The sequence below is a fragment of the Yoonia sp. 208BN28-4 genome (assembly GCF_037543925.1).
Taxonomy (GTDB): Bacteria; Pseudomonadota; Alphaproteobacteria; order Rhodobacterales; family Rhodobacteraceae; genus Yoonia.
In genome coordinates this window covers 514554-533795 of the sequence record NZ_JBBIFY010000003.1, presented here as the reverse complement: position 1 = coordinate 533795, position 19242 = coordinate 514554, and the positions used below count along the sequence as shown (strand labels likewise).

Below are 19242 nucleotides of genomic sequence, written 5' to 3'. Positions count from 1 at the left end.
TTTTCCTATTTCACCGAGCCAGCCAACAGGCCGCGCACAAGGTATTTCTGCATTGCAAAGAAAACGACAAGCGGCACCGCAATCGACACAAAGGCCGCCGTCGACAGGATTTCCCAGTTACCGCCTCTTGTTCCCAAAAGTTCGACAATCTGCGCGGTCATAACCGTGGTTTGCCCTGATGCGTCGATCAGGAACACCTTGGCGACCAGCAGGTCGTTCCATGTCCACAGGAACTGGAAGATCGCAAACGAGGCCAGCGCAGGGAACGAAAGCGGCAGGATGATCTTGGTAAAGATCTGGAAATCCGTGGCCCCGTCCACCTTTGCGTTTTCTATAATGTCACGCGGCAGGCCGACCATGTAGTTGCGCAACAAATAGATCGCCAGCGGCAAACCAAAGCCCGTATGCGCAAGCCAGACCCCTAAGTAGCCCTTCCCGATCCCGATACCGAGGTGCAAACGCAGAAGCGGGATCAGCGCCAGTTGGAGCGGCACAACAAGCAGGCCAACGACAAGCGCAATCAGGATCGCACGCCCCGGGAAATCCATCCACGCTAGTGCATAGGCCGCAAAGGCGGCAATAACGATGGGAATGATGGTCGCCGGAATGGTCACGGTCAGCGTATTGAAGAACGCCTTTGACATACTGTCGGTGCTATTGCCGCTGATCAGCACGTTGCGATAGTTGTTAAGCGTAAATTCGGGCGGCGTTGTCGCAGTCGCAAAGACCCGCTGCCCCCTGCCCGACATTTCGTTTTCACCCGTCCAGACATAGTCGCCATTGGACTGCACAGTGATGGTCTCACCATCGCCAAGATCAGCCGTTTCGCCAGCGACATAGGCGCTGATCTCACGCGATGAACTGCCCCAGACGGTGATCTCGGCCTCGGACCCTTCTTCAAACAGGTTACCGCGGACGACGTAGACGCCGTCTTCCAGCAGTTGGATACCCTCATCATCAGGGTCGGCGGTGCGCAGTGTTACGTTTTGCTCTGTCGGGAAAAGCGATGCCCACCAGCCGGAGCTGCTGATCTGGTCCGTGGTGCGGAATGACGACACCAGAAGGCCAATCGTTGGGAACAGCCACAGTGCGACCAAAGCGATCACCGAGATTTGCACGACCCATTGCAGGCCGGACTTTGTACCAGCGATGTTATCCATCAGCGCATCTCCTTACGGGCGTTATAGACGTTCCAGATCAGGATCGGGCTGACCAGCAGCATGATCATCATCGCCGATGCCGAACCGACACCCCAATCAAGGGCCACGAACAGCTGGTTATACATGTAGTTGGCCAGAACCTGCGTTTCCCATTGGCCATTTGTCATCGCGAAAACGATGTCAAACACCTTGAGAACCACAAGCGTGATCGTCGTCCAGACCACCACAATCGTGCCAGCGATCTGCGGCATCTTGATCTTGAAGAACACCTGAAACGGATTCGCGCCATCCACAATCGCGGCCTCAACGGTTTCCTCAGGAATACCGCGCAAGGCGGCGGACAGGATCACCATGGCAAAGCCTGTCTGGATCCAGATCAACACAATCATCAGCAGGATGCTGTTCCAGCCGGGTATCGTCAGCCATGTCTGCGGCTCACCATATGGCAGCGTTGCCGTGGCCAGACCGATAAGCCCCATCACGATGGTGTAGATGCCCCAAAGCGCCAGCACCACGACCAGCACTTGCAGCGCCTTCATGAAGATGCCGTGCTTGGCATGGCCGGGGTTGATAAGACGTTGCAGTGCAGACCAGCCAGCCCAAGCGACCAGCGCACCAACAGCCAGCGTCAGCAGTCCGGGTATCAAGCGCAGGAACAGGAACGATCCGATACCACCATCGAACTGCAGCCACACCGCATTCAGCACACCAATCTGGTTACTATCCACGGGGCGCGTATCGTAGATCAGTTTGAAGATTACAGCTGCGCCGACAAACGAAATTGCCATCGGCATAAAGATCAGGGATTTAGCAAAGCTGCCCCACTTGATCCGGTCAGTCAGTTGTGCGGCCAAAAGACCAAAAGCGGTCGACGCGGCAGGCACGATGATCAGCCACAGCATGTTGTTGCGCATCGCTTCCCAAAACTTGGGATCGTCAAACATCTGACTGTAGTTTGCGAAACCGACAAATGCGCCACCTTGGCTACGATCTGTCAGTGAATACCAAAGCGTCGCGAAGACGGGATAGGCAAGGTAAAGACCAAGCGCGATGATCGCGGGGGCCAGGAAAAGCCACGGCCGGATTTGGTTTGCGCGGTTGATATTACGACCGGCGTTCTCACCCGTCGCGGGGAACAGCACTTTGTCGAGAAAAAGGTTGGAGAAGTAGAAGTAGCCTACACAGCCACCCACACCGACTACGATTGTAATAAGACCCAGTAGTGCCGGATTCATGATCGTCCCTCCCCAAAGCGATATGATATGTGGTCAGCATGGCCCCGCAGTGCGCGCGGGGCCAGCTTATTTTATGCAGTCAATCGAATGACTTACTTCAGTGCGTCCCAGCTGGACTGGATACCGGCTGCAACTTCGGCAGCGTCTGCACCACCGGCATAGTCAACCATGCCTGTCCAGAACGAACCGGCGCCCACACCACCTGGCATCAGGTCGGATGCGTCAAAGCGGAATGTTGTGGCACCCAGCAGAACTTCACCCAGACCACGGTTGGTGTCGTTGTCGTATGTCGCAACGTTTGCACCGGCGTGTGGTGTCAGGAAGCCGCCTTGGCTCATCATGATCTCGTGTGCCAGTGGCAGCTTGAGGAACTCGACAAATGCGGATGTCGCATCAGACGCGTTTGTGATGGCCATCAGTGTGCCGCCGCCCAGAACAGGATTGCCGAGGTCTTTTTCAGCATAACCGGGGAAGTAGAAGAAATCGGCATCTTCGCCAACAACCGTGCCTTCCGGGAAGAATGCAGGGATGAAGGACGCCTGACGGTGCATGTAGCACTGTGGCGGGCTGTCAAAGAGACCCTTGGGGCTGTCACGGAAGTCAGTTGTTGCAACTGCACCTGCACCACCGGCGACCCAGTCGTCGTTACGTGCGAATGCGCCGAACTCTTCGATCGCAGCCACAACTTCTGGCGCATCAAACGGCATTTCGTTGCTGACCCATGCGTCATAGACAGATGGTTCCTGCGTGCGCAGCATCATGTCTTCGACCCAGTCAGTTGCCGGCCAGCCTGTTGCGGCACCGGAACCCAGACCGATACACCAAGGTGTGCCACCGTCTGCGACGATCTGCTCGGACAGCGCCTTGAGATCTTCCATGGATGTTGGCACTTCGTAGCCCGCATCTTCAAAATTCTCTGGCGAATACCAGACCAGCGACTTTACGTTGACGTTGAAGAAGAAGCCGTAGAAATCGTCTTCGCCATCAGCGTTTGCGTATGTGCCAAGGTCAACCCATGACTGGCCCGCAGCAAAGTTGTCGCCAACCCAGCCTGCCATCTCGTCACCCATAGGTGACAGAAGGCCGCGCGATGCCATTGTTGCGGCCAGACCGGGCTGTGGGAAAACTGCAAGGTTTGGTGCGGAACCGGCTTCGGCGTCGATCACGATCTGCTGCTCGAACGAATCCGAACCCACATAGGATGCTTCAACACCTGTGGCTTCAGTGAAGTAAGCCAGCATGTTTTCAAAGTTTGTCGCCTCTGGGCCAGTCCAAGGACCAGAGATGGTGATGCTCTCGCCACTCATGTCGTTGGCTTCGGCAAATGCGTTATAGCTGTCCCAGCTAAAGTCGCCCTCGCCGTTGGCAGCAATCAGGTGACCGTCGGCATAAGCCGAACCGGCAACCAGCGCCAATGTCGCAGCAGTTGCGAATAGATTGGTCTTCATTAATCTTCCTCCCTAGGTGCGTGAAGTCACGCGGTGTTCATATCGCCACGCTTTCGGAATCACTCCCAAAGCGCTTTGGATGCCCTAGGGTCTGACAACTCGCTGCGCGTGTCAACTGATTAGTCACGGAGCCAGACCCGTCGCGCATATAACTTTGTTGATATGGACAAATTCCATCCGGCAGGCTTGCCAATGGCATCGGCTTATCACCATAATGCCCATTAAAAGCGCTTTGGAAGTTACGATAATACTATGAACCTCAAACAGCTGTCACAGACACTTGGGCTAAGTCAGACCACGGTCAGTCGGGCGCTGAACGGCTATCCTGAGGTGTCGGAAGCCACGCGCAAACGTGTCGCACTAGCAGCTGAAAAAGCCAACTACCGCCCCTCCACACGGGCCAAAGGTCTGGCCACGGGGCGCGCGCTTGCGATTGGGCATGTGATCCCGATGTCGACCAAACACGAAATGGTTAATCCCATCTTCGGCGATTTTATCGCAGGCGCAGGCGAGGCCTATTCACGCCACGGGTTTGAGATGATCCTCTCCATCGTCGACGACAGCAGTGAAGAGGCCGTCTATCAGGGCCTAAAGTCGCGCGGGTCTGTTGATGGCGTGGTCGTCCACGGCCCACGGATGAACGACAGCCGGATCGCGCTTTTGGATGATCTTGATCTTCCGTTTGTCGTGCACGGGCGCGCCAGTGGCGTCACAACCAGCTATTCATGGCTGGACGTAAACAACAGGCGGGCCTTTCAGCGGGCAACCGATTTTCTATGTGATCTAGGACACCGCAGGATCGGCCTGATCAACGGGCTTGAAACGATGGATTTCGCGCACAGGCGGCGCCACGGATACGTCGAATCCTTGCAAAACCACGGAATTGAACTTGATCCCACCTTGATGACCACCGGCGAAATGACCGAAGGCTACGGGTATTTGTCGACGCTTGCGATGTTGTCATCATCCCAACCGCCCACAGCCATCGTCAGCGCGTCGATGATTTCGGCCTTGGGCGCGCGACGTGCCATCGAAGACCGCGGGCTGGTGATGGGGCGCGATGTCTCCATCGTCACACACGACGACATGCTGTCATATCTTCAAAATGGCACGGATGTTCCCGTTTTCACGTCAACACGGTCATCTGTCCGCGAGGCGGGCCGCCTCTTGGCCGAAATGCTGATCACTCGCCTGGCTGACCCGACCCTGCCGCCACTACAAACCTTGCTTGAGGCGGAACTGACCGTGGGCCAATCCACAAGCCCTGCCCCTTCTGCGGGCTGACATAAGGACAACAGATGCAATTCAATCGCAGCGATTTCCCCGCCGGTTTCGTTTTCGGCGCGGCAACGGCCGCCTATCAGATCGAAGGTCACAAATTCGGCGGCGCTGGCGCCACCCATTGGGATACGTTTGCAGCCACGCCGGGCAACGTGGTTAACGGCGAAGACGGCGCGTTGGCCTGCGACCACTATCACCGCTTCGCCGAAGATCTTGATCTGCTCAAAGACGCGGGGATGGATGCCTACCGTTTTTCCACAAGCTGGGCGCGGGTCATGCCAGATGGGCGCGGCGCGGTAAATTCCGAAGGGCTGGACTACTATGATCGGCTTGTCGATGCGATCCTTGAACGCGGGCTGAAACCGTTTCAGACGCTTTACCACTGGGAATTGCCTGCGGCGCTGTCTGACCTTGGCGGTTGGACAAACCGTGATGTCGCCAAATGGTTCGGCGATTTTACAGATGTTATCACGGACCGTATCGGCGACCGTGTCCACTCGATCGCAACGCTGAACGAACCGTGGTGCGTGTCGTTCCTTTCGCATTTCTTGGGCCACCATGCGCCCGGTCACCGCGATATCCGCGCAACCGCGCGCGCCATGCACCACGTTAATCTGGCCCACGGAGAGGCGCTCGCTCGCTTGCGCGCCAAGGGTCAGGACAACTGTGGCATCGTCCTGAATTTTGAATATGCTGCCCCGCTTGACGATAGCGATGCGGCCCGCGCGGGCGCTGATTTGCAGGATGCGATCTATAACAGGTGGTTTATCGAAGCGATCACCAAAGGCACCTACCCTCAGGTCGTGCTGGATGGTTTTGGCGACAATATGCCTGATGGCTGGCAGGACGATATGGCGATGATCAGCCAGCCGATCGATTTTCTGGGCGTCAATTACTACACCCGCAATCTGGTCACGCAGGATGCCGATGCGCAGTGGCCGGGGCTGACACTTCAGCCCGGTGACCTACCGCAGACGCAAATGGGCTGGGAGATTTATCCCGATGGTCTGCACCACTTTCTGACCCGTGCCGCAAAAAACTACGTCGGCGACCTGCCGATCTTTGTGACCGAAAACGGTATGGCGTGGGACGATCATGTGGTGGACGGCGCTGTCGATGATCCCGTTCGCACAGGCTATGCAAGCGACCACATCAATGCTGCAAAACGCGCGATTGAAGATGGGGCCAACGTGCAAGGCTTCTTCTACTGGTCCCTGCTTGATAATTATGAATGGGCTTTTGGCTACGAAAAACGGTTTGGAATGGTCCATGTGGACTTTGAAACCTTGAAGCGCACGCCAAAAGCATCCTATCACGCGCTCAAAGCCGCTCTGGCTCGTTAACGTCTGGAATTTGCGATGACCCACACCCCGAATACGCTTTCGCTCGTTGCTGATATCGGCGGGACGAATACCCGCGTTGCCTTGGCTGACGGGCGTCGCGTGCTGCCCGACACGATCCGCAAATATGCCAACACCAAGTTTCCGGGGCTGGAGACTGTTTTGCGCCAGTATATCTCGGATGAGGGCGATGTTAATCCCAAGGCGGCTTGCGTTGCCGTGGCCGGACCTGTCCGCGATGGTCGTGCATCGATGACCAACCTGGATTGGGCGATTGATAAAGAAACGCTTGCCCGTGCCACCGGTGCAGAAACTGTCGCCATCCTGAACGACCTGCAAGCGCAAGGCCACGCCCTTGGCCATCTGGACAGCGCGAACGTGCGCAGCATCCTACCCGGCGAAGAAGCGCATGAAAACGCCGCCAAGCTGGTGATCGGGGTTGGCACCGGCTTCAACGCGGCACCCGTTTTTGACACCGAACACGGACGGTTGGTAACGCCATCTGAAAGCGGACACGCTAACCTGCCGATCCGTACCGAAATGGAACTGCGCCTATGCCAGTATGTCTCAAACGCCCACGGCTTTCCCGCCGTGGAGGATGTCTTGTCGGGTCGTGGACTTGAACGTGTCTATGGCTTCTTGGGCCAGGAAGCGAACGACCCGAAAGAAGCCGCTGCAGCCGATATCATGAAGTCCTGCGAGACAGGCGATGACGCCCGCGCCACCGAGGCGGCCAAGGTCTTTACCAAGATCCTTGGCACCGTGTGCGGCAATCTCTCGTTAATCCAGCTGCCGTTTGGCGGTGTTTTCCTTGCAGGCGGCGTGGCGCGTGCTTTTGCGCCCTATCTTGGGACATTCGGGTTCGGAGAGGCATTCCGCGACAAAGGGCGTTTTGCCGGATTTATGGGCAACTTCCCCGTCAGCGTGATCGAGGATGACTTTGCAGCGCTCACCGGCTCCGCATCGCACCTTGTCGCGTTGATGGACTAAACTGCGCCTAGTGTAATTGCTGCTGCACCGTTGTCGTTAGATCATTCAGCGAAAACGGCTTTGGCAAAAAGACCGAGTTCGGGATTTGCGGGTTCCCGTCGCTGAATGCGTCTTCTGCATACCCCGAAACAAATATGACTTTGGTGTCAGGGCGTTTGGCGAGCGCCTCTCGCACCCAAGTCGGGCCGTCCATGCCGGGCATGATGACGTCGGTGACGAAGATATCGACCATCAGATCGGGATCATCCAGCATCGTTAGCGCAGTCTCTGCGCAATCAGCCTCAAGCACTGTGTATCCACGCAAGCGCAAAGCACGGGATGCGAAGGCTCTGACCGGCGCTTCATCTTCAACGAGCAACACCACGCCATCCGCATTTTCGATCACCGGTTTGGGCAAGCTTGCTTCCATCGGCCTTTTGACGACTTCGGGCAGGTCGCATTTGGGGAACAAAAGCAGGAACTCGGTCCCCATGCCAACCTTGCTTTCTGCAAAGATGTAACCGCCACTTTGTTTGACAATGCCGTAGGCTGTGGACAGCCCCAACCCTGTGCCCTCTCCTTGGCGTTTCGTCGACACGAAGGGCTCAAAGAGCTGACCCATAATCTCTGGCGGGATACCGCATCCGTGGTCGTTGACCGTCACAAGTACATATTCGCCCGCCGGGACCGTTGCGCGGTCACGCTCCATCGGGCCGCTGAGCACTTTGTTCTCCGTCGTAATCCGGATTTCACCACCTTCCGGCATCGCGTCGCGCGCGTTGACGACGAGGTTCATCATCACCTGTTCCAGCTGTCTGCGATCCGCCTTGATCATCGACAGATCGGGGTGGTGATGCACGCTAAGCTTCACCTTTTCGCCAACAAGGCGGTTCAAAAGGTGCGTCAGATCCGACATGGCATCGCGTAAATCGATAATCTCTGGCTGAAGATTCTGCTTGCGCGAAAACGCGAGCAGCTGGCCCACAAGGCTGGCCGCGCGGTTCGCGTTTTGGTGAATCTGAACGAGATCACCGTAGTCTTGATCGCCTTGGTCGTGCCGCAGAAGCAGAAGATCACAGTGGCCGGAAATCGCCGTCAGAAGGTTGTTGAAATCATGTGCAACCCCACCTGCAAGTTGTCCGATTGCGTGCATTTTCTGGCTTTGGACAAATTGCGCTTCTAGCGTTTTCAGCTCTGTCACATCGTTCAGAACAGCGACTAAATGCTTGTCATCGCCCGTGCCTGCCGTGTTCAACGTCACCTGCACAAACACATCGTGGAAATCGCCGCGCCCGCGCAAGAATTGGGAGGCTTGACCGGGCTGTCCCGCCAGCGCGTCACGCAACCAGTCCGCCATCGGACGGCCTAAACCGTCAAGCATATCGCCCACATGCTTCCCGTCGGTCGTTTTGATGCCCAGAAGCGCGCGTGCCTCACGGTTTGAGGCCAACACGGCCCCGTCAGGTGCGATTTGTAATAGTGGAACCGGTAAATCTTCGATCGCATCCCATTCGCCGCCAAGCGACCGCGTTGGCGCCGCCTGACCGCTGGCGGGCAAGGCGTAAATTTCCCGGCGTCCGCTAGGGCTGGAAATCTCCACGGCGAAAAACTCGGATGTGCCTGACGGACCTTCGATGAGATATGTCTGGCCCGATACGATGTGATCGTGGCCAAATGCCTCTTTCAGCGTGCGCGGCCTGTGTCCCAGAATTGCGCGAAAGGCGTCATTGACGTAAAGCACTGCACCGCTTGATCCAACGGTCAGCATTGGCAGCGCAGTCGCCGCCGTGGACCGCCCCTTGGTGCGGTCTGCGATTCCCAAATCATCGAACCGCCACAGAAACGCGCGGGTATTCAGTTGGGCCACCGATAGTCGATATTGCCCTGCCCGAGTCACGATATCTTCACGCGCAGAAGCATGCGTATCAGCATGTGTTTGCAGCCGAAATAAAATCTGGTCCGGATTAGCGATCAGTGAGGAAAACCGCGTGGCGATGGTATCGATATTGGCAATGTCAAAGCGTTCGTTTGCCGTGGCATTTGCATAGATCACGTTGCCGTCTTCATCAGCGACAAAGGCCGGGCTGGTGTCATTGCTGATGATATGTGACGCCGCCTGCTCCATCAGCGCATTTTGTTGCAGGGTCGTGCGTCTGTTCCACAGCAATAGACCCGCCAACACTGCAAGCATCAGACCGGTCAGAACGAACCCAACGGCGATGGCTTGGACAGGCACAAAAGCCGCGGCCAGAAACAGGATCGGCACGGGCAAAAACAATAGCTGCAGGCGCCGCACCGACGCACGGGGCGGATCAGCAAACGGCAAAGACTGGGTCGGGTGTGTCACGCAAGGGTCCTATGGCTGCGAACGTACGTTACTTCGCCATCGGTTAAAGCCGAATTAACACCCAACACCACGCAAAAGCATTACAAGCTTAGGTTGTTATTTTGATTTTTGCAAAATGTTTAAATAGAACCCGTCCCAATCATCACTGGGCAAGAGCGAAACGCTATCGCATGAGACCCAATCGCCGTGGGTTTCCAGAAAGCTATCCACGATGGCATCGTTTTCGGATCGCAACACCGAACACGTCATGTAGGCAACCTGCCCACCGGGCTTCGTAAACGACGCTGATTTCATAAGAACTTCACGCTGCAAATCGTTGTAAAGCTGCAACTTTTCCGGCGTGAAAGTCCATTTCGCGTCCGGCGTTCTGCGCCAAGTTCCGCTCCCGCTACAGGGGGCGTCACAGAGCACAAGATCGAACGGGTCTGCGCCTTTCAGACTATCGTTTGCGGCAAGATCGATGTGTATTCCGGCGCGGTCAGAGCGTGCAGGAATGTCACGCATTCTTTCCTGCGAAATGTCGTGCGCGGTGACCGAACAGTCGTGGAGTGCGGCAATCGCAAGCGCCTTGCCCCCGCCGCCCGCGCAATAGTCAAGCACTCTGGCGTCTTTCGGCACATTAAGGCGCAGCATCGCAGCCTGCGACGCGGCATCCTGTAGTTCCACCAATCCGGTTTGATAGGCCGCTGACGTTTTGATCCGGCGGGGATTTGTCACAACACGCAGGCAGGTTGCAACCGAAGGATGAGGGATCGCGTCGATACCATCAGCGGCCAGTGCATCAATCGCGTGATCAATCTGTGCCTGACGCGCGTTGACCCGTAGGAAAACAGGCGCGCGCTGCTGCTGCACGCGCCCGACCGCTGCCGCCTGATCGCCAAGGCTTTCGGACCAGTACGGCCAAAGCCATTCGGGCACATCAACCGCATCATGTGGATCAGGAACGGGATGGTTCGGGCTTGTCTCGGTGTCCTTCAATGCAGGCGGGCCATAGCCCTCGCCGCTAAAGAGCTGTTCCAACGGCAAGCCTTGCACCTTACACAGCGCGATCATCAAACTGCGTCCGTCCGAAGCCCCTGCAGCCACGGTCAAGGACCGTTTCTGGCGCAGAACATCAAACACATGATCGCGGATCGCTGCACGATCCTTGGCCCCAGCAAAGCGGTTGCCCCTTGCCCAGCCGGTCAGCGCCTTTTCGGCTGGATCGCCTGCCAAAATCGTATCGATGATCTCAATGGCGGCGGCCACGCGGGCGGCTGGTGTCATGGTGTGCCCTTTCGCCTAATGCGCTTTAGCCGATCCGGTAGTTAGGGCTTTCACGGGTGATTTGAACATCATGCACGTGGCTTTCTTTCAGCCCTGCGCCGGTGATCTTCACGAAATTGCAGTTCTTGCGCATCTCGGCGACGGTTCCGTTGCCGGTATAGCCCATTGCGGCCCGCAAACCGCCGACAAGCTGGTGAACAACGGCGCTGGCCGATCCTTTGTAAGGCACCTGCCCCTCAATCCCCTCGGGCACAAGCTTATCGCTGGCCGCGTCTTTCTGAAAATACCGGTCGGCAGAGCCGCGCGCCATGGCGCCAAGACTGCCCATGCCGCGATACGACTTGAACGAACGGCCCTGATACAAGATCACCTCGCCCGGGCTTTCGTCGGTGCCCGCAATCATTGAACCCACCATCGCGCAGGACGCACCGGCCGCAATGGCCTTGGCGAAATCACCAGAGAACTTGATGCCGCCGTCAGCGATGACCGGAATGTCACCGGCAGCAGCGGCGCTATCCATGATCGCGGTCAGCTGTGGGACGCCCACGCCAGCGACCATGCGCGTGGTGCAAATGGAACCCGGACCAATGCCGACCTTCACCGCATCAGCGCCCGCGCCGATCAGCGCCTTGGCAGCCTCGCCTGTCGCGATATTACCTGCGACGATCTGCACTTCATTCGACAACTTCTTGGCACGCTCAACAGCCTGTGACACCCCTTCGGAGTGGCCGTGAGCCGTGTCGATCACAATCATGTCGACACCTGCATCCACAAGCGCCTGCGACCGTTCAAACCCGGCCTCGCCCACGCCGGATGCCGCAGCTACCCGCAAGCGGCCAAGCCCGTCTTTGCAAGCCATCGGGTTCAGCACGGCCTGTTCACTGTCCTTGAGGGTCAGCAAACCGGTCAGCTTGCCCTTCCCGTCAGTGATCAGCAGCTTTTCAATGCGCCGCGCCTGCATCAATGATCGCGCCTCGTCCAGATTGGCGGGTTCCTGAAGGATCGCCAGATTGTCGGAGGTCATCATCACGCTGACAGGCGTATTGTCATCCTGCGCAAACCGCATGTCACGGTTGGTCACGATCCCGACGACACGGCCTTCGGGGCCAACGACAGGAAAGCCGGTGATGCGGTAGCGTTCCATCAGCACTTTGGCATCCGCCAGGGTCTGGTCGGGGGTCAGCGTCACGGGGTTGTAAACGGTGCCGGAGACAAAGCGCTTCACGCGCCGGATTTCCTTGGCCTGTTCATCAACGCTCAGGTTCTTGTGCACAACGCCCATGCCGCCTGCCTGCGCCATCGCAATGGCCATGCGGCTTTCGGTGACGGTATCCATCGCCGACGACAAAAGCGGGATTTGCATCGCAATCGCGCGGGTGACGAAAGTGCTTGTATCAGCGGTGGTGGGCAGCACGCTGGATGCGCCGGGGACCAGCAACACATCGTCAAACGTCAAGGCCTCGCGAATCTCCATGAACCATGCTCCTTCAAGGTTGCGGCATCACTTGGCACGTGCCTATCCCATGAATTGCCAACAGCCAAAAGGACAAACTGACGTGATCGTGGTTGTGGCGGGCGTTTTTTGCGCCCATCGTCGTGCGATGCACGATCCCGCCCCCATCAAGACCAAACAAAGCGTCACCCAGTCCGGTGCTGTCCCCCACATGGACGCGCCGCCACTGCGCCGGGCTATTCCGCGCACGGTTTTGCGCATTGCGCTGCTGATCGCCTTGGGCCTCGCGTTTCATGCGGCGCTTGGCTGGCTCATGATGCGGGTTGAGACGCTGGACACGGCTGCTGATCGCGCCACAATCTGGGCGGTTCTGGCGCTGTTGTTAGTCGGTTATGCGATCCTGATCGCCATTCCATTCATGCCCGGTATCGAGATTGGTCTGGCCTTGATGGTGTTCCAAGGGGCCAGCATCGCGCCATTTGTCTATCTGGCCACGGTTGCAGGGCTTGCCATCGCTTATGGTGTGGGGCGGATCGTCCCGCTTGGCATATTGCACAACGCGTTTCGCGATCTGCACCTGCGGCGCGCCTGTGAATTGGTCGCAGAGATTGAAAACACACCGCAAGACGCACGCCTCGCGAGGCTTCAAGGCCGCCTGCCCGCGTGGCTGGCGCGGCTTGTGGTGAACTATCGCTATGTGATGCTGGCCGTACTTGTGAATATTCCCGGCAGTTTTGCGATTGGCGGCGGCGGCGGCATTCTGATGCTGGCGGGCATATCGCGCCTGTTCCGATGGCCCGCTATTCTGGCCACGCTTGCCATTGCCACGCTGCCGGTGCCGCTTGCGGTCTACCAGTTCGGGCCGGACGCATTTAACGCGCTCTTTGGCTAAGATGCCGCGCCACATAAACATTATGACGGAAATTGGCGTTTTTTTGCCCGCATGCCGGCGTATAGATGGACCCAAGACCGTCTGATGCGGCAACCACAGGTGAATTCTGCCATGACAACTGACCCTCTTGTGATCTTCACGCCGTCCGGCAAGCGTGGTCACTTTCCCATTGGCACCCCGATCCTGACCGCTGCACGGCAGCTTGGCGTTGATCTCGACAGTGTATGCGGCGGGCGCGGGATTTGCTCCAAGTGCCAGATCACCCCGTCCTATGGCGAATTTTCCAAACACGGTGTTACCGTTGAGGCGGGCGCGCTTTCAGACTGGAACAGCGTTGAACAACGCTATGATGATATCCGTGGTCTGCCCAAAGGCCGCAGGCTTGGGTGTCAGGCCACGGTTCAGGCAGATGTCGTCGTCGATGTGCCTGCCGAAAGTCAGGTCCACAAACAGGTCGTCCGCAAACGCGCTGAGGTGCGTGATATTACGCTGCACCCCTCGACCCGTCTCTACTATGTCGAGGTACAGGAACCCGATATGCACGACCCGTCAGGCGATCTGCAAAGGCTTGTCACAGCCCTGCGCCGCGATTGGGACCTGCCCGCGCTTGAGGCCGATCTTGGCGTGCTACAGGAAATGCAGACCGCATTGCGCAAGGGCGAATGGAAAGTCACTTGCGCGGTGCACCACGGCGATACCACGTTTGCACCACGCATCATGCGCGTTTGGCCCGGCTATTTCGACGGCGAGATTTACGGGCTTGCCGTTGATCTTGGTTCGACCACCATCGCGGCCCACCTGTGCAACCTGCATAACGGAGAAGTCGTCGCGTCATCAGGGATCATGAACCCGCAAATCCGTTTTGGTGAAGACCTGATGAGCCGCGTGTCCTATGGCATGATGAACACGGGCGGGGCCGCCGAAATGACGCAGGCCGTGCGCGAGGGAATGAACGCACTTTTTGTGCAGATCGCATCTGAGGCAGGCATTGATCGCACGCTGATTATGGACGCCGTATTTGTGTGCAATCCGGTGATGCACCACCTGTTCTTGGGAATTGATCCGTTTGAGCTGGGACAGGCGCCCTTTGCACTGGCCACGTCTGACGCCTTGTCGCTGCGGGCAATCGAACTTGACCTCAATATCCACCCCGCTGCCCGCGTCTATATGCTGCCGTGTATCGCAGGCCACGTAGGCGCCGACGCCGCCGCCGTGGCCTTGTCAGAACATCCCGACACGTCCGAGGATCTTGTCCTTGTTGTCGATGTGGGCACAAACGCCGAGATTTTGCTGGGTAACACTGAAAAGGTGCTGGCGTGTTCGTCCCCCACCGGCCCTGCGTTTGAAGGTGCGCAGATCAGTTCGGGCCAGCGCGCCGCTCCCGGCGCGATTGAGCGGGTCGAGATTGATCCCGTCACCAAGACACCGCGGTTTCGCGTCATCGGCTCTGACGTCTGGTCTGACGAGGACGGCTTTCTTGACAGCCTTGGCCGCTCAGGTGTCACGGGCATCTGCGGGTCTGGTATCATCGAAATCGTGGCCGAGATGCGCATGGCAGGTATCGTTGACGGACCCGGCCTGATCGGGTCTGCTGAACAGACCGGATCGCCCAACTGCTTTGCCGACGGGCGCACAAATTCCTATCTGATCTACGATGGCACCGCGAACGGTGGGCCAAAGATCACGGTGACCAACCGCGATATCCGCGAAATCCAGATGGCAAAAGCCGCGCTTTATTCCGGCGCACGGTTGCTGATGGATAAGTTTGGCGTCGATAAAGTGGATCGTGTCGTGCTTGCTGGTGCCTTCGGCGCGCATATCAGCCCCAAACACGCGATGGTGCTGGGCATGATCCCCGACGCGCCACTGGACAAGGTCACATCGGCTGGCAACGCCGCAGGCACCGGGGCGCGTATCGCGCTTTTGAACACCAAGGCACGTGCCGAGATCGAAGAAACAGTGCGCAAGATCCACAAGATCGAAACCGCGATCGAGCCGCGCTTTCAAGAGCATTTCGTCAATGCATCCAATATCCCTAACGCCGTTGAACCCTTCCCGATCCTGCGCGGCATCGTAAGCTTGCCGGAGGTGAACCACAACGATGGCGGCAGCGGTGATGCTGGTGGCCGCAGACGGCGCGGGCGGCGCGGCGCGGCCTAGTTAGTCGGGAAATGTTACAGGGATCGCGACGTGCAATTTGTTGCCGTCATGATCGCGCATATAGGCACCATAATAGTCAGGATGATAACTGCGCGGCCCCGGCGGGCCTTCATCTGTGCCACCATTGGCCAATGCCGCGGCGTAGAATGCATCAACCGCCGCCTTATCGGCTGCTTCGAATATGACCTGCGTGCCATTGCCGTAGGTTGCGGGCTTTTCATTAAACGGGCTGACGATCCAGACCGAAACAACACCGTCGTTGCCCGCATAACCGCGTTCGTGCGGTTCCTCGTATTTGCACCGCATCCCGATTGTGCCCAAAACCACGTCATAGAACTGACCCGCCTTGGCAAGATCGTTGGTTCCCAAACATATTCCTGTCAGCATCCGCGCCTCCCTGATCGCGCCCACCCTGGCCCGATTGGGAATTGACGTCCACAGGCGAGCGGCGTATCCCGAACCTAGTGATGCGGGTATGGTGAAAAGGTATCACGAAAGCTTCCCAAGCTTCAGTTACGGGTTCGATTCCCGTTACCCGCTCCAGACAAATCCGATCATAAAGGTCCTCTTCTCATGTCAGATATCACACGTATCGAAAGTGGCGCGCGCATGTCTCAGGCTGTTGTGCATAACGGTGTCGTTTATCTGGCCGGACAGGTTGGCGCCGAGGGGGCGTCTGTGACAGAGCAGACCGAGACAGTTCTGGCGTCGGTTGACCGCCTCTTGAAAGAAGCGGGCACAGACAAGACACGGCTTTTGACGACGCAAATCTGGGTGGCCGATATCGCGGATTTTGCCGAGATGAACGCCGTTTGGGATCAGTGGGTTGCCCCCGGTCACGCGCCAGCCCGCTGGACCGGCGAAAGCAAGCTGGCCAAGCCCGGCTTTAAGGTGGAAATCATCGTCACTGCTGCGGTCTGATGCAATTTCTGACACCACTTGATGCGCCCGCTTTGAGAGAGGCAGGCATCGAAGCGCCTTGGTCGTTTGGCATGGCGGACCGTGTGCGTTTTGGCGAAATTGACGTCCTGGCGCATGTGAATAATGCCGCCTATCTGCGCTGGTTTGAAAACTTGCGTATCCACTATTTCCGCGACTACGGCGTGCATGACTATACCGGCACGCCGCCAAAAATTGTGTTGCGCAACATCGGGCTAGACTTCAAAGCCGAGGTGAAACTCAATGATGACTACGTTCTGACAGGCCGAACTGTAGAGGTGCGCAATAGCAGCTTTACGATGCACTACGGCGTTTATGTTGGTGGCAAACTAACGACGGCTGGTCACGCCGTGATCGTCATGCTGGAACAGGATAACACCAAACGCCCCCTGCCCGGTGACCTGCGTCAGCGGTTCATTGAGCGCGACGGCGCGGTGCAATTGTAGGGCGGGATTTTATCCCGCCGCCCTACTAAAAAATCAGCCTACAAACCGTGGCGTTGCAGCACATCCACCAGCGCCGCTGTTGATCCGTCTTTGTCTGCGGCAGACACCTTGCCCTCAACAACTGGCTGCAAGGCCGTAGCAAGCTCTTTACCCAGCTCAACGCCCCATTGGTCATACGAGTTGATGCCCAGCAAGACCCCTTCGACAAACACACGATGTTCGTAAAGTGCGATGATCTGGCCCAATACAAACGGGGTCAGCTGCGGATAGGTGATCGTGATCGACGGGCGATTGCCCGGAAAGACCCGATGCTTGGCCTGACGCTCTAACTCGTCACCTTCAAACTTGTCAGCCACTTTTGAACGCGCCTCATCCAGATCGCGCCCCTTCATCAAAGCCTCTGACTGGGCCAGACAGTTTGCGACAAGCAACTGGTGCTGGTGGTGCAGGCTTTCATCATGGCCGCGCGCAGCGACAAGGAATTCACACGGCACAACACGCGTGCCTTGGTGGATCAACTGATAGAATGCGTGCTGACCGTTTGTGCCAGGCTCCCCCCAAACAACGGGGCCGGAATGGACCGGTAGATCGGCCCCATCCATGCTGACGCCCTTACCGTTGCTTTCCATTTCAAGCTGTTGAAGATAGGCCGGTAAGCGGCTGAGATTATTGTCGTAAGGCAAGACGGCGCGCGTGGCGTATCCGCAAACCTGATTGTGCCAGATGCCAACTACCGCCAGCAAGGCAGGCAGGTTTTCGTGCCATTCAGCGGCGCGGAAATGCACGTCCATCGCCTGTCCGCCGCGCAGGAATGCGCGGAACGCATCCGGACCGATTGCGATCATCAGCGACAGGCCAATCGGACCCCACATCGAATAGCGTCCGCCGACCCAATCCTCGAACCCGAACACGCGTTCTGACGCGATGCCGAAATCGGCTGTCTTATCTTCTGCCGTCGACAGAGCCGCAAATTGCGCTGCAGGTTCGTCAACGCTTTCGCCCATCCACGCCTTTGCGGTGCGGGCATTCGTCATGGTTTCGATGGTGGTAAACGTCTTTGATGCCACAATCACGAGCGTTGTCGCCGGATCACAGGCGGCCAGTGTTTGCGCAACATCCGCCGGATCAACGTTCGAGACAAAGTGGCACCGCGGCCCATCGTGATATGGTGCCAGTGCCTTTACGGCCATGGCCGGACCAAGGTCCGATCCACCAATGCCGATATTGACGACATCGGTGATTTGACCCCCCTGCCCGGCAAAGCTGCCATCACGGACCGCATCAGCAAAGGCAGACATCCGGTCTAGCGTTGCCAGTACCTCTGGCATGACGTCCGTGCCATCAACGGTGACCGCATCGCCATCAAGGTTGCGCAGCGCCGTATGAAGGACCGCGCGGCCTTCGGTTTCGTTGATCTTTTCACCTGTGAACATCGCATCGCGCTTGGCAGCGACACCCGTTTCATCAAGAAGATCACACAGCAGTTTGCGCGCCGTTTCGTCGATGTTGGTCTTGGCGTAGTCGAGACGCATGTCACCGGCCTGGGCTGAAAAGCCGGCCGCCCGCGCGCCGTCAACGAGTGTTTCAAATCGACGATCGGCAATCTTGGCCTGATAGCTGACAAGCTTGTCCCACATGGTTTAACCCTCTGCCCAATGCACCATGGCGTCGTGCAAAATACCGGCTACAGGTGCATCAACCGGTTTTGCATGCTGTGCTTTTTCCAACGCCGCTTTTTTGTCGTTTCCAACGATCAAGACGTGTACTGACATCGCCCCCTTGAGTGCCGCCATCGACAGGGACACACGCGGTTCAAGATCATCAGGAGGCGTGACCGCGACCAACGGATCATGGGTGGTCAGGGCAGCATCAAGATCGGGCGAGTTTGGAAAGATGCTGGCGGTGTGCATGTCCGTGCCCATCCCCAACAGCAGCACATCAATCGGCAGATGATCCGCAACGCGGCCCTGCATGTCATCCAGCGCACCATCATCATCAGGCAAATAGCGCAGGAAGGTCGCGGCGGCAGCACGGCTTTGCAAAAGGCGCTCGCGGACCAAGCGTTCGTTGGACCGCTCTGACGTGACAGGCACGCGGCGTTCATCCGTCAGCATGACGGTCACGCGGCTCCAGTCCAGATCAGCGGCACAAAGTGCATCAAAACATGGCCCCGGCGTTGTGCCGCCCGGTACAGCCAGTGTGGCGCGATCATGTGTGAGCAGCGCATTCTCCAGCTCGCCTGCCAGCATCTGGGCCAGTTCGATCATCAACATTTCGCTGTCGGGGTACGTCTTGAGATCCATGTC

16 protein-coding genes and 1 tRNA gene are annotated in these 19242 nt (G+C 57.7%); 8 read left to right on the top strand and 9 right to left on the bottom strand.

Features of this window, described 5'->3' with window-relative positions; all coding sequences use genetic code 11:
- Positions 1–5 precede the first annotated feature (5 nt).
- From V8J84_RS12705 to V8J84_RS12695, 3 genes are all read right to left on the bottom strand, one after another.
- A complete protein-coding gene (locus V8J84_RS12705; RefSeq protein WP_339931688.1) occupies positions 6–1160 on the bottom strand; it encodes a carbohydrate ABC transporter permease in 1155 nt (384 codons plus the stop codon).
- Positions 1160–2395 (bottom strand): carbohydrate ABC transporter permease, encoded by a 1236-nt coding sequence (locus V8J84_RS12700; RefSeq protein WP_339931686.1) that lies wholly within the window; start codon positions 2393–2395, stop codon positions 1160–1162. The genes V8J84_RS12705 and V8J84_RS12700 overlap by 1 nt, the downstream gene beginning before the upstream one ends.
- Positions 2396–2487: 92 nt before the next feature.
- Complete coding sequence (locus V8J84_RS12695; protein ID WP_339931684.1) at positions 2488–3843, bottom strand: ABC transporter substrate-binding protein; 1356 nt, start codon at positions 3841–3843, stop codon at positions 2488–2490.
- Positions 3844–4095: 252 nt separating this feature from the next.
- Between V8J84_RS12695 and V8J84_RS12690 the strand changes: the two genes are divergently transcribed.
- Genes V8J84_RS12690 through V8J84_RS12680 form a run of 3 tightly spaced genes read left to right on the top strand, consistent with a single transcriptional unit; the run spans position 4096 to position 7454 of the window.
- Positions 4096–5127, top strand: a complete 1032-nt coding sequence (locus V8J84_RS12690) for a substrate-binding domain-containing protein (protein ID WP_339931682.1) — start codon at positions 4096–4098, stop codon at positions 5125–5127.
- Between the two features lie 14 nt (positions 5128–5141).
- A complete protein-coding gene (locus tag V8J84_RS12685; RefSeq protein WP_339931680.1) occupies positions 5142–6467 on the top strand; it encodes a GH1 family beta-glucosidase in 1326 nt (441 codons plus the stop codon).
- A gap of 15 nt (positions 6468–6482) precedes the next feature.
- On the top strand, positions 6483–7454 hold the full coding sequence (locus V8J84_RS12680; RefSeq protein ID WP_339931678.1) for a glucokinase: 972 nt from the start codon (positions 6483–6485) through the stop codon (positions 7452–7454).
- A gap of 7 nt (positions 7455–7461) precedes the next feature.
- Here the strand turns inward: V8J84_RS12680 and V8J84_RS12675 are convergent, their stop codons facing one another.
- From V8J84_RS12675 to guaB, 3 genes are all read right to left on the bottom strand, one after another.
- Positions 7462–9780: an ATP-binding protein gene (locus tag V8J84_RS12675; protein WP_339931676.1), complete on the bottom strand. Its 2319-nt coding sequence runs from the start codon at positions 9778–9780 to the stop codon at positions 7462–7464.
- 96 nt (positions 9781–9876) lie between these two features.
- Positions 9877–11046, bottom strand: coding sequence for an RsmB/NOP family class I SAM-dependent RNA methyltransferase (locus tag V8J84_RS12670; RefSeq protein ID WP_339931674.1), 1170 nt, complete (start codon positions 11044–11046; stop codon positions 9877–9879).
- A 25-nt stretch (positions 11047–11071) separates the two neighbouring features.
- Positions 11072–12520 (bottom strand): IMP dehydrogenase, encoded by a 1449-nt coding sequence (gene guaB, locus V8J84_RS12665; RefSeq protein WP_339931672.1) that lies wholly within the window; start codon positions 12518–12520, stop codon positions 11072–11074.
- Between the two features lie 49 nt (positions 12521–12569).
- Here guaB and V8J84_RS12660 point away from each other — a divergent pair, with 49 nt between their 5' ends.
- Positions 12570–13391, top strand: coding sequence for a hypothetical protein (locus V8J84_RS12660; protein ID WP_339931670.1), 822 nt, complete (start codon positions 12570–12572; stop codon positions 13389–13391).
- A gap of 111 nt (positions 13392–13502) precedes the next feature.
- A complete protein-coding gene (locus V8J84_RS12655) occupies positions 13503–15551 on the top strand; it encodes an ASKHA domain-containing protein (protein ID WP_339931668.1) in 2049 nt (682 codons plus the stop codon).
- Here V8J84_RS12655 and V8J84_RS12650 read toward each other — a convergent pair whose 3' ends face one another.
- A complete protein-coding gene (locus V8J84_RS12650; protein WP_339931666.1) occupies positions 15552–15938 on the bottom strand; it encodes a VOC family protein in 387 nt (128 codons plus the stop codon).
- An 82-nt stretch (positions 15939–16020) separates the two neighbouring features.
- Between V8J84_RS12650 and V8J84_RS12645 the strand changes: the two genes are divergently transcribed.
- The 3 genes from V8J84_RS12645 to V8J84_RS12635 all read left to right on the top strand — a co-directional run bounded on the left by V8J84_RS12645 (position 16021) and on the right by V8J84_RS12635 (position 16936).
- Positions 16021–16094: transfer RNA gene (locus V8J84_RS12645), tRNA-Gly, on the top strand.
- Between the two features lie 30 nt (positions 16095–16124).
- Positions 16125–16472 carry a RidA family protein gene (locus V8J84_RS12640; RefSeq protein ID WP_339931664.1) on the top strand — a complete coding sequence of 116 codons (348 nt, stop codon included), beginning with the start codon at positions 16125–16127 and terminating at the stop codon, positions 16470–16472.
- The gene (locus V8J84_RS12635) at positions 16472–16936 is read left to right on the top strand and encodes an acyl-CoA thioesterase (RefSeq protein ID WP_339931662.1); all 465 of its coding nucleotides are present in this window, start codon (positions 16472–16474) and stop codon (positions 16934–16936) included. Before V8J84_RS12640 ends, V8J84_RS12635 begins: the two co-directional genes overlap by 1 nt.
- A 38-nt stretch (positions 16937–16974) precedes the next feature.
- Here V8J84_RS12635 and pgi read toward each other — a convergent pair whose 3' ends face one another.
- Positions 16975–18573 (bottom strand): glucose-6-phosphate isomerase, encoded by a 1599-nt coding sequence (gene pgi / locus V8J84_RS12630; protein ID WP_339931660.1) that lies wholly within the window; start codon positions 18571–18573, stop codon positions 16975–16977.
- Positions 18574–18576: 3 nt separating this feature from the next.
- Positions 18577–19239 (bottom strand): 6-phosphogluconolactonase, encoded by a 663-nt coding sequence (gene pgl / locus V8J84_RS12625; protein WP_339931658.1) that lies wholly within the window; start codon positions 19237–19239, stop codon positions 18577–18579.
- Positions 19240–19242: the final 3 nt, after the last annotated feature.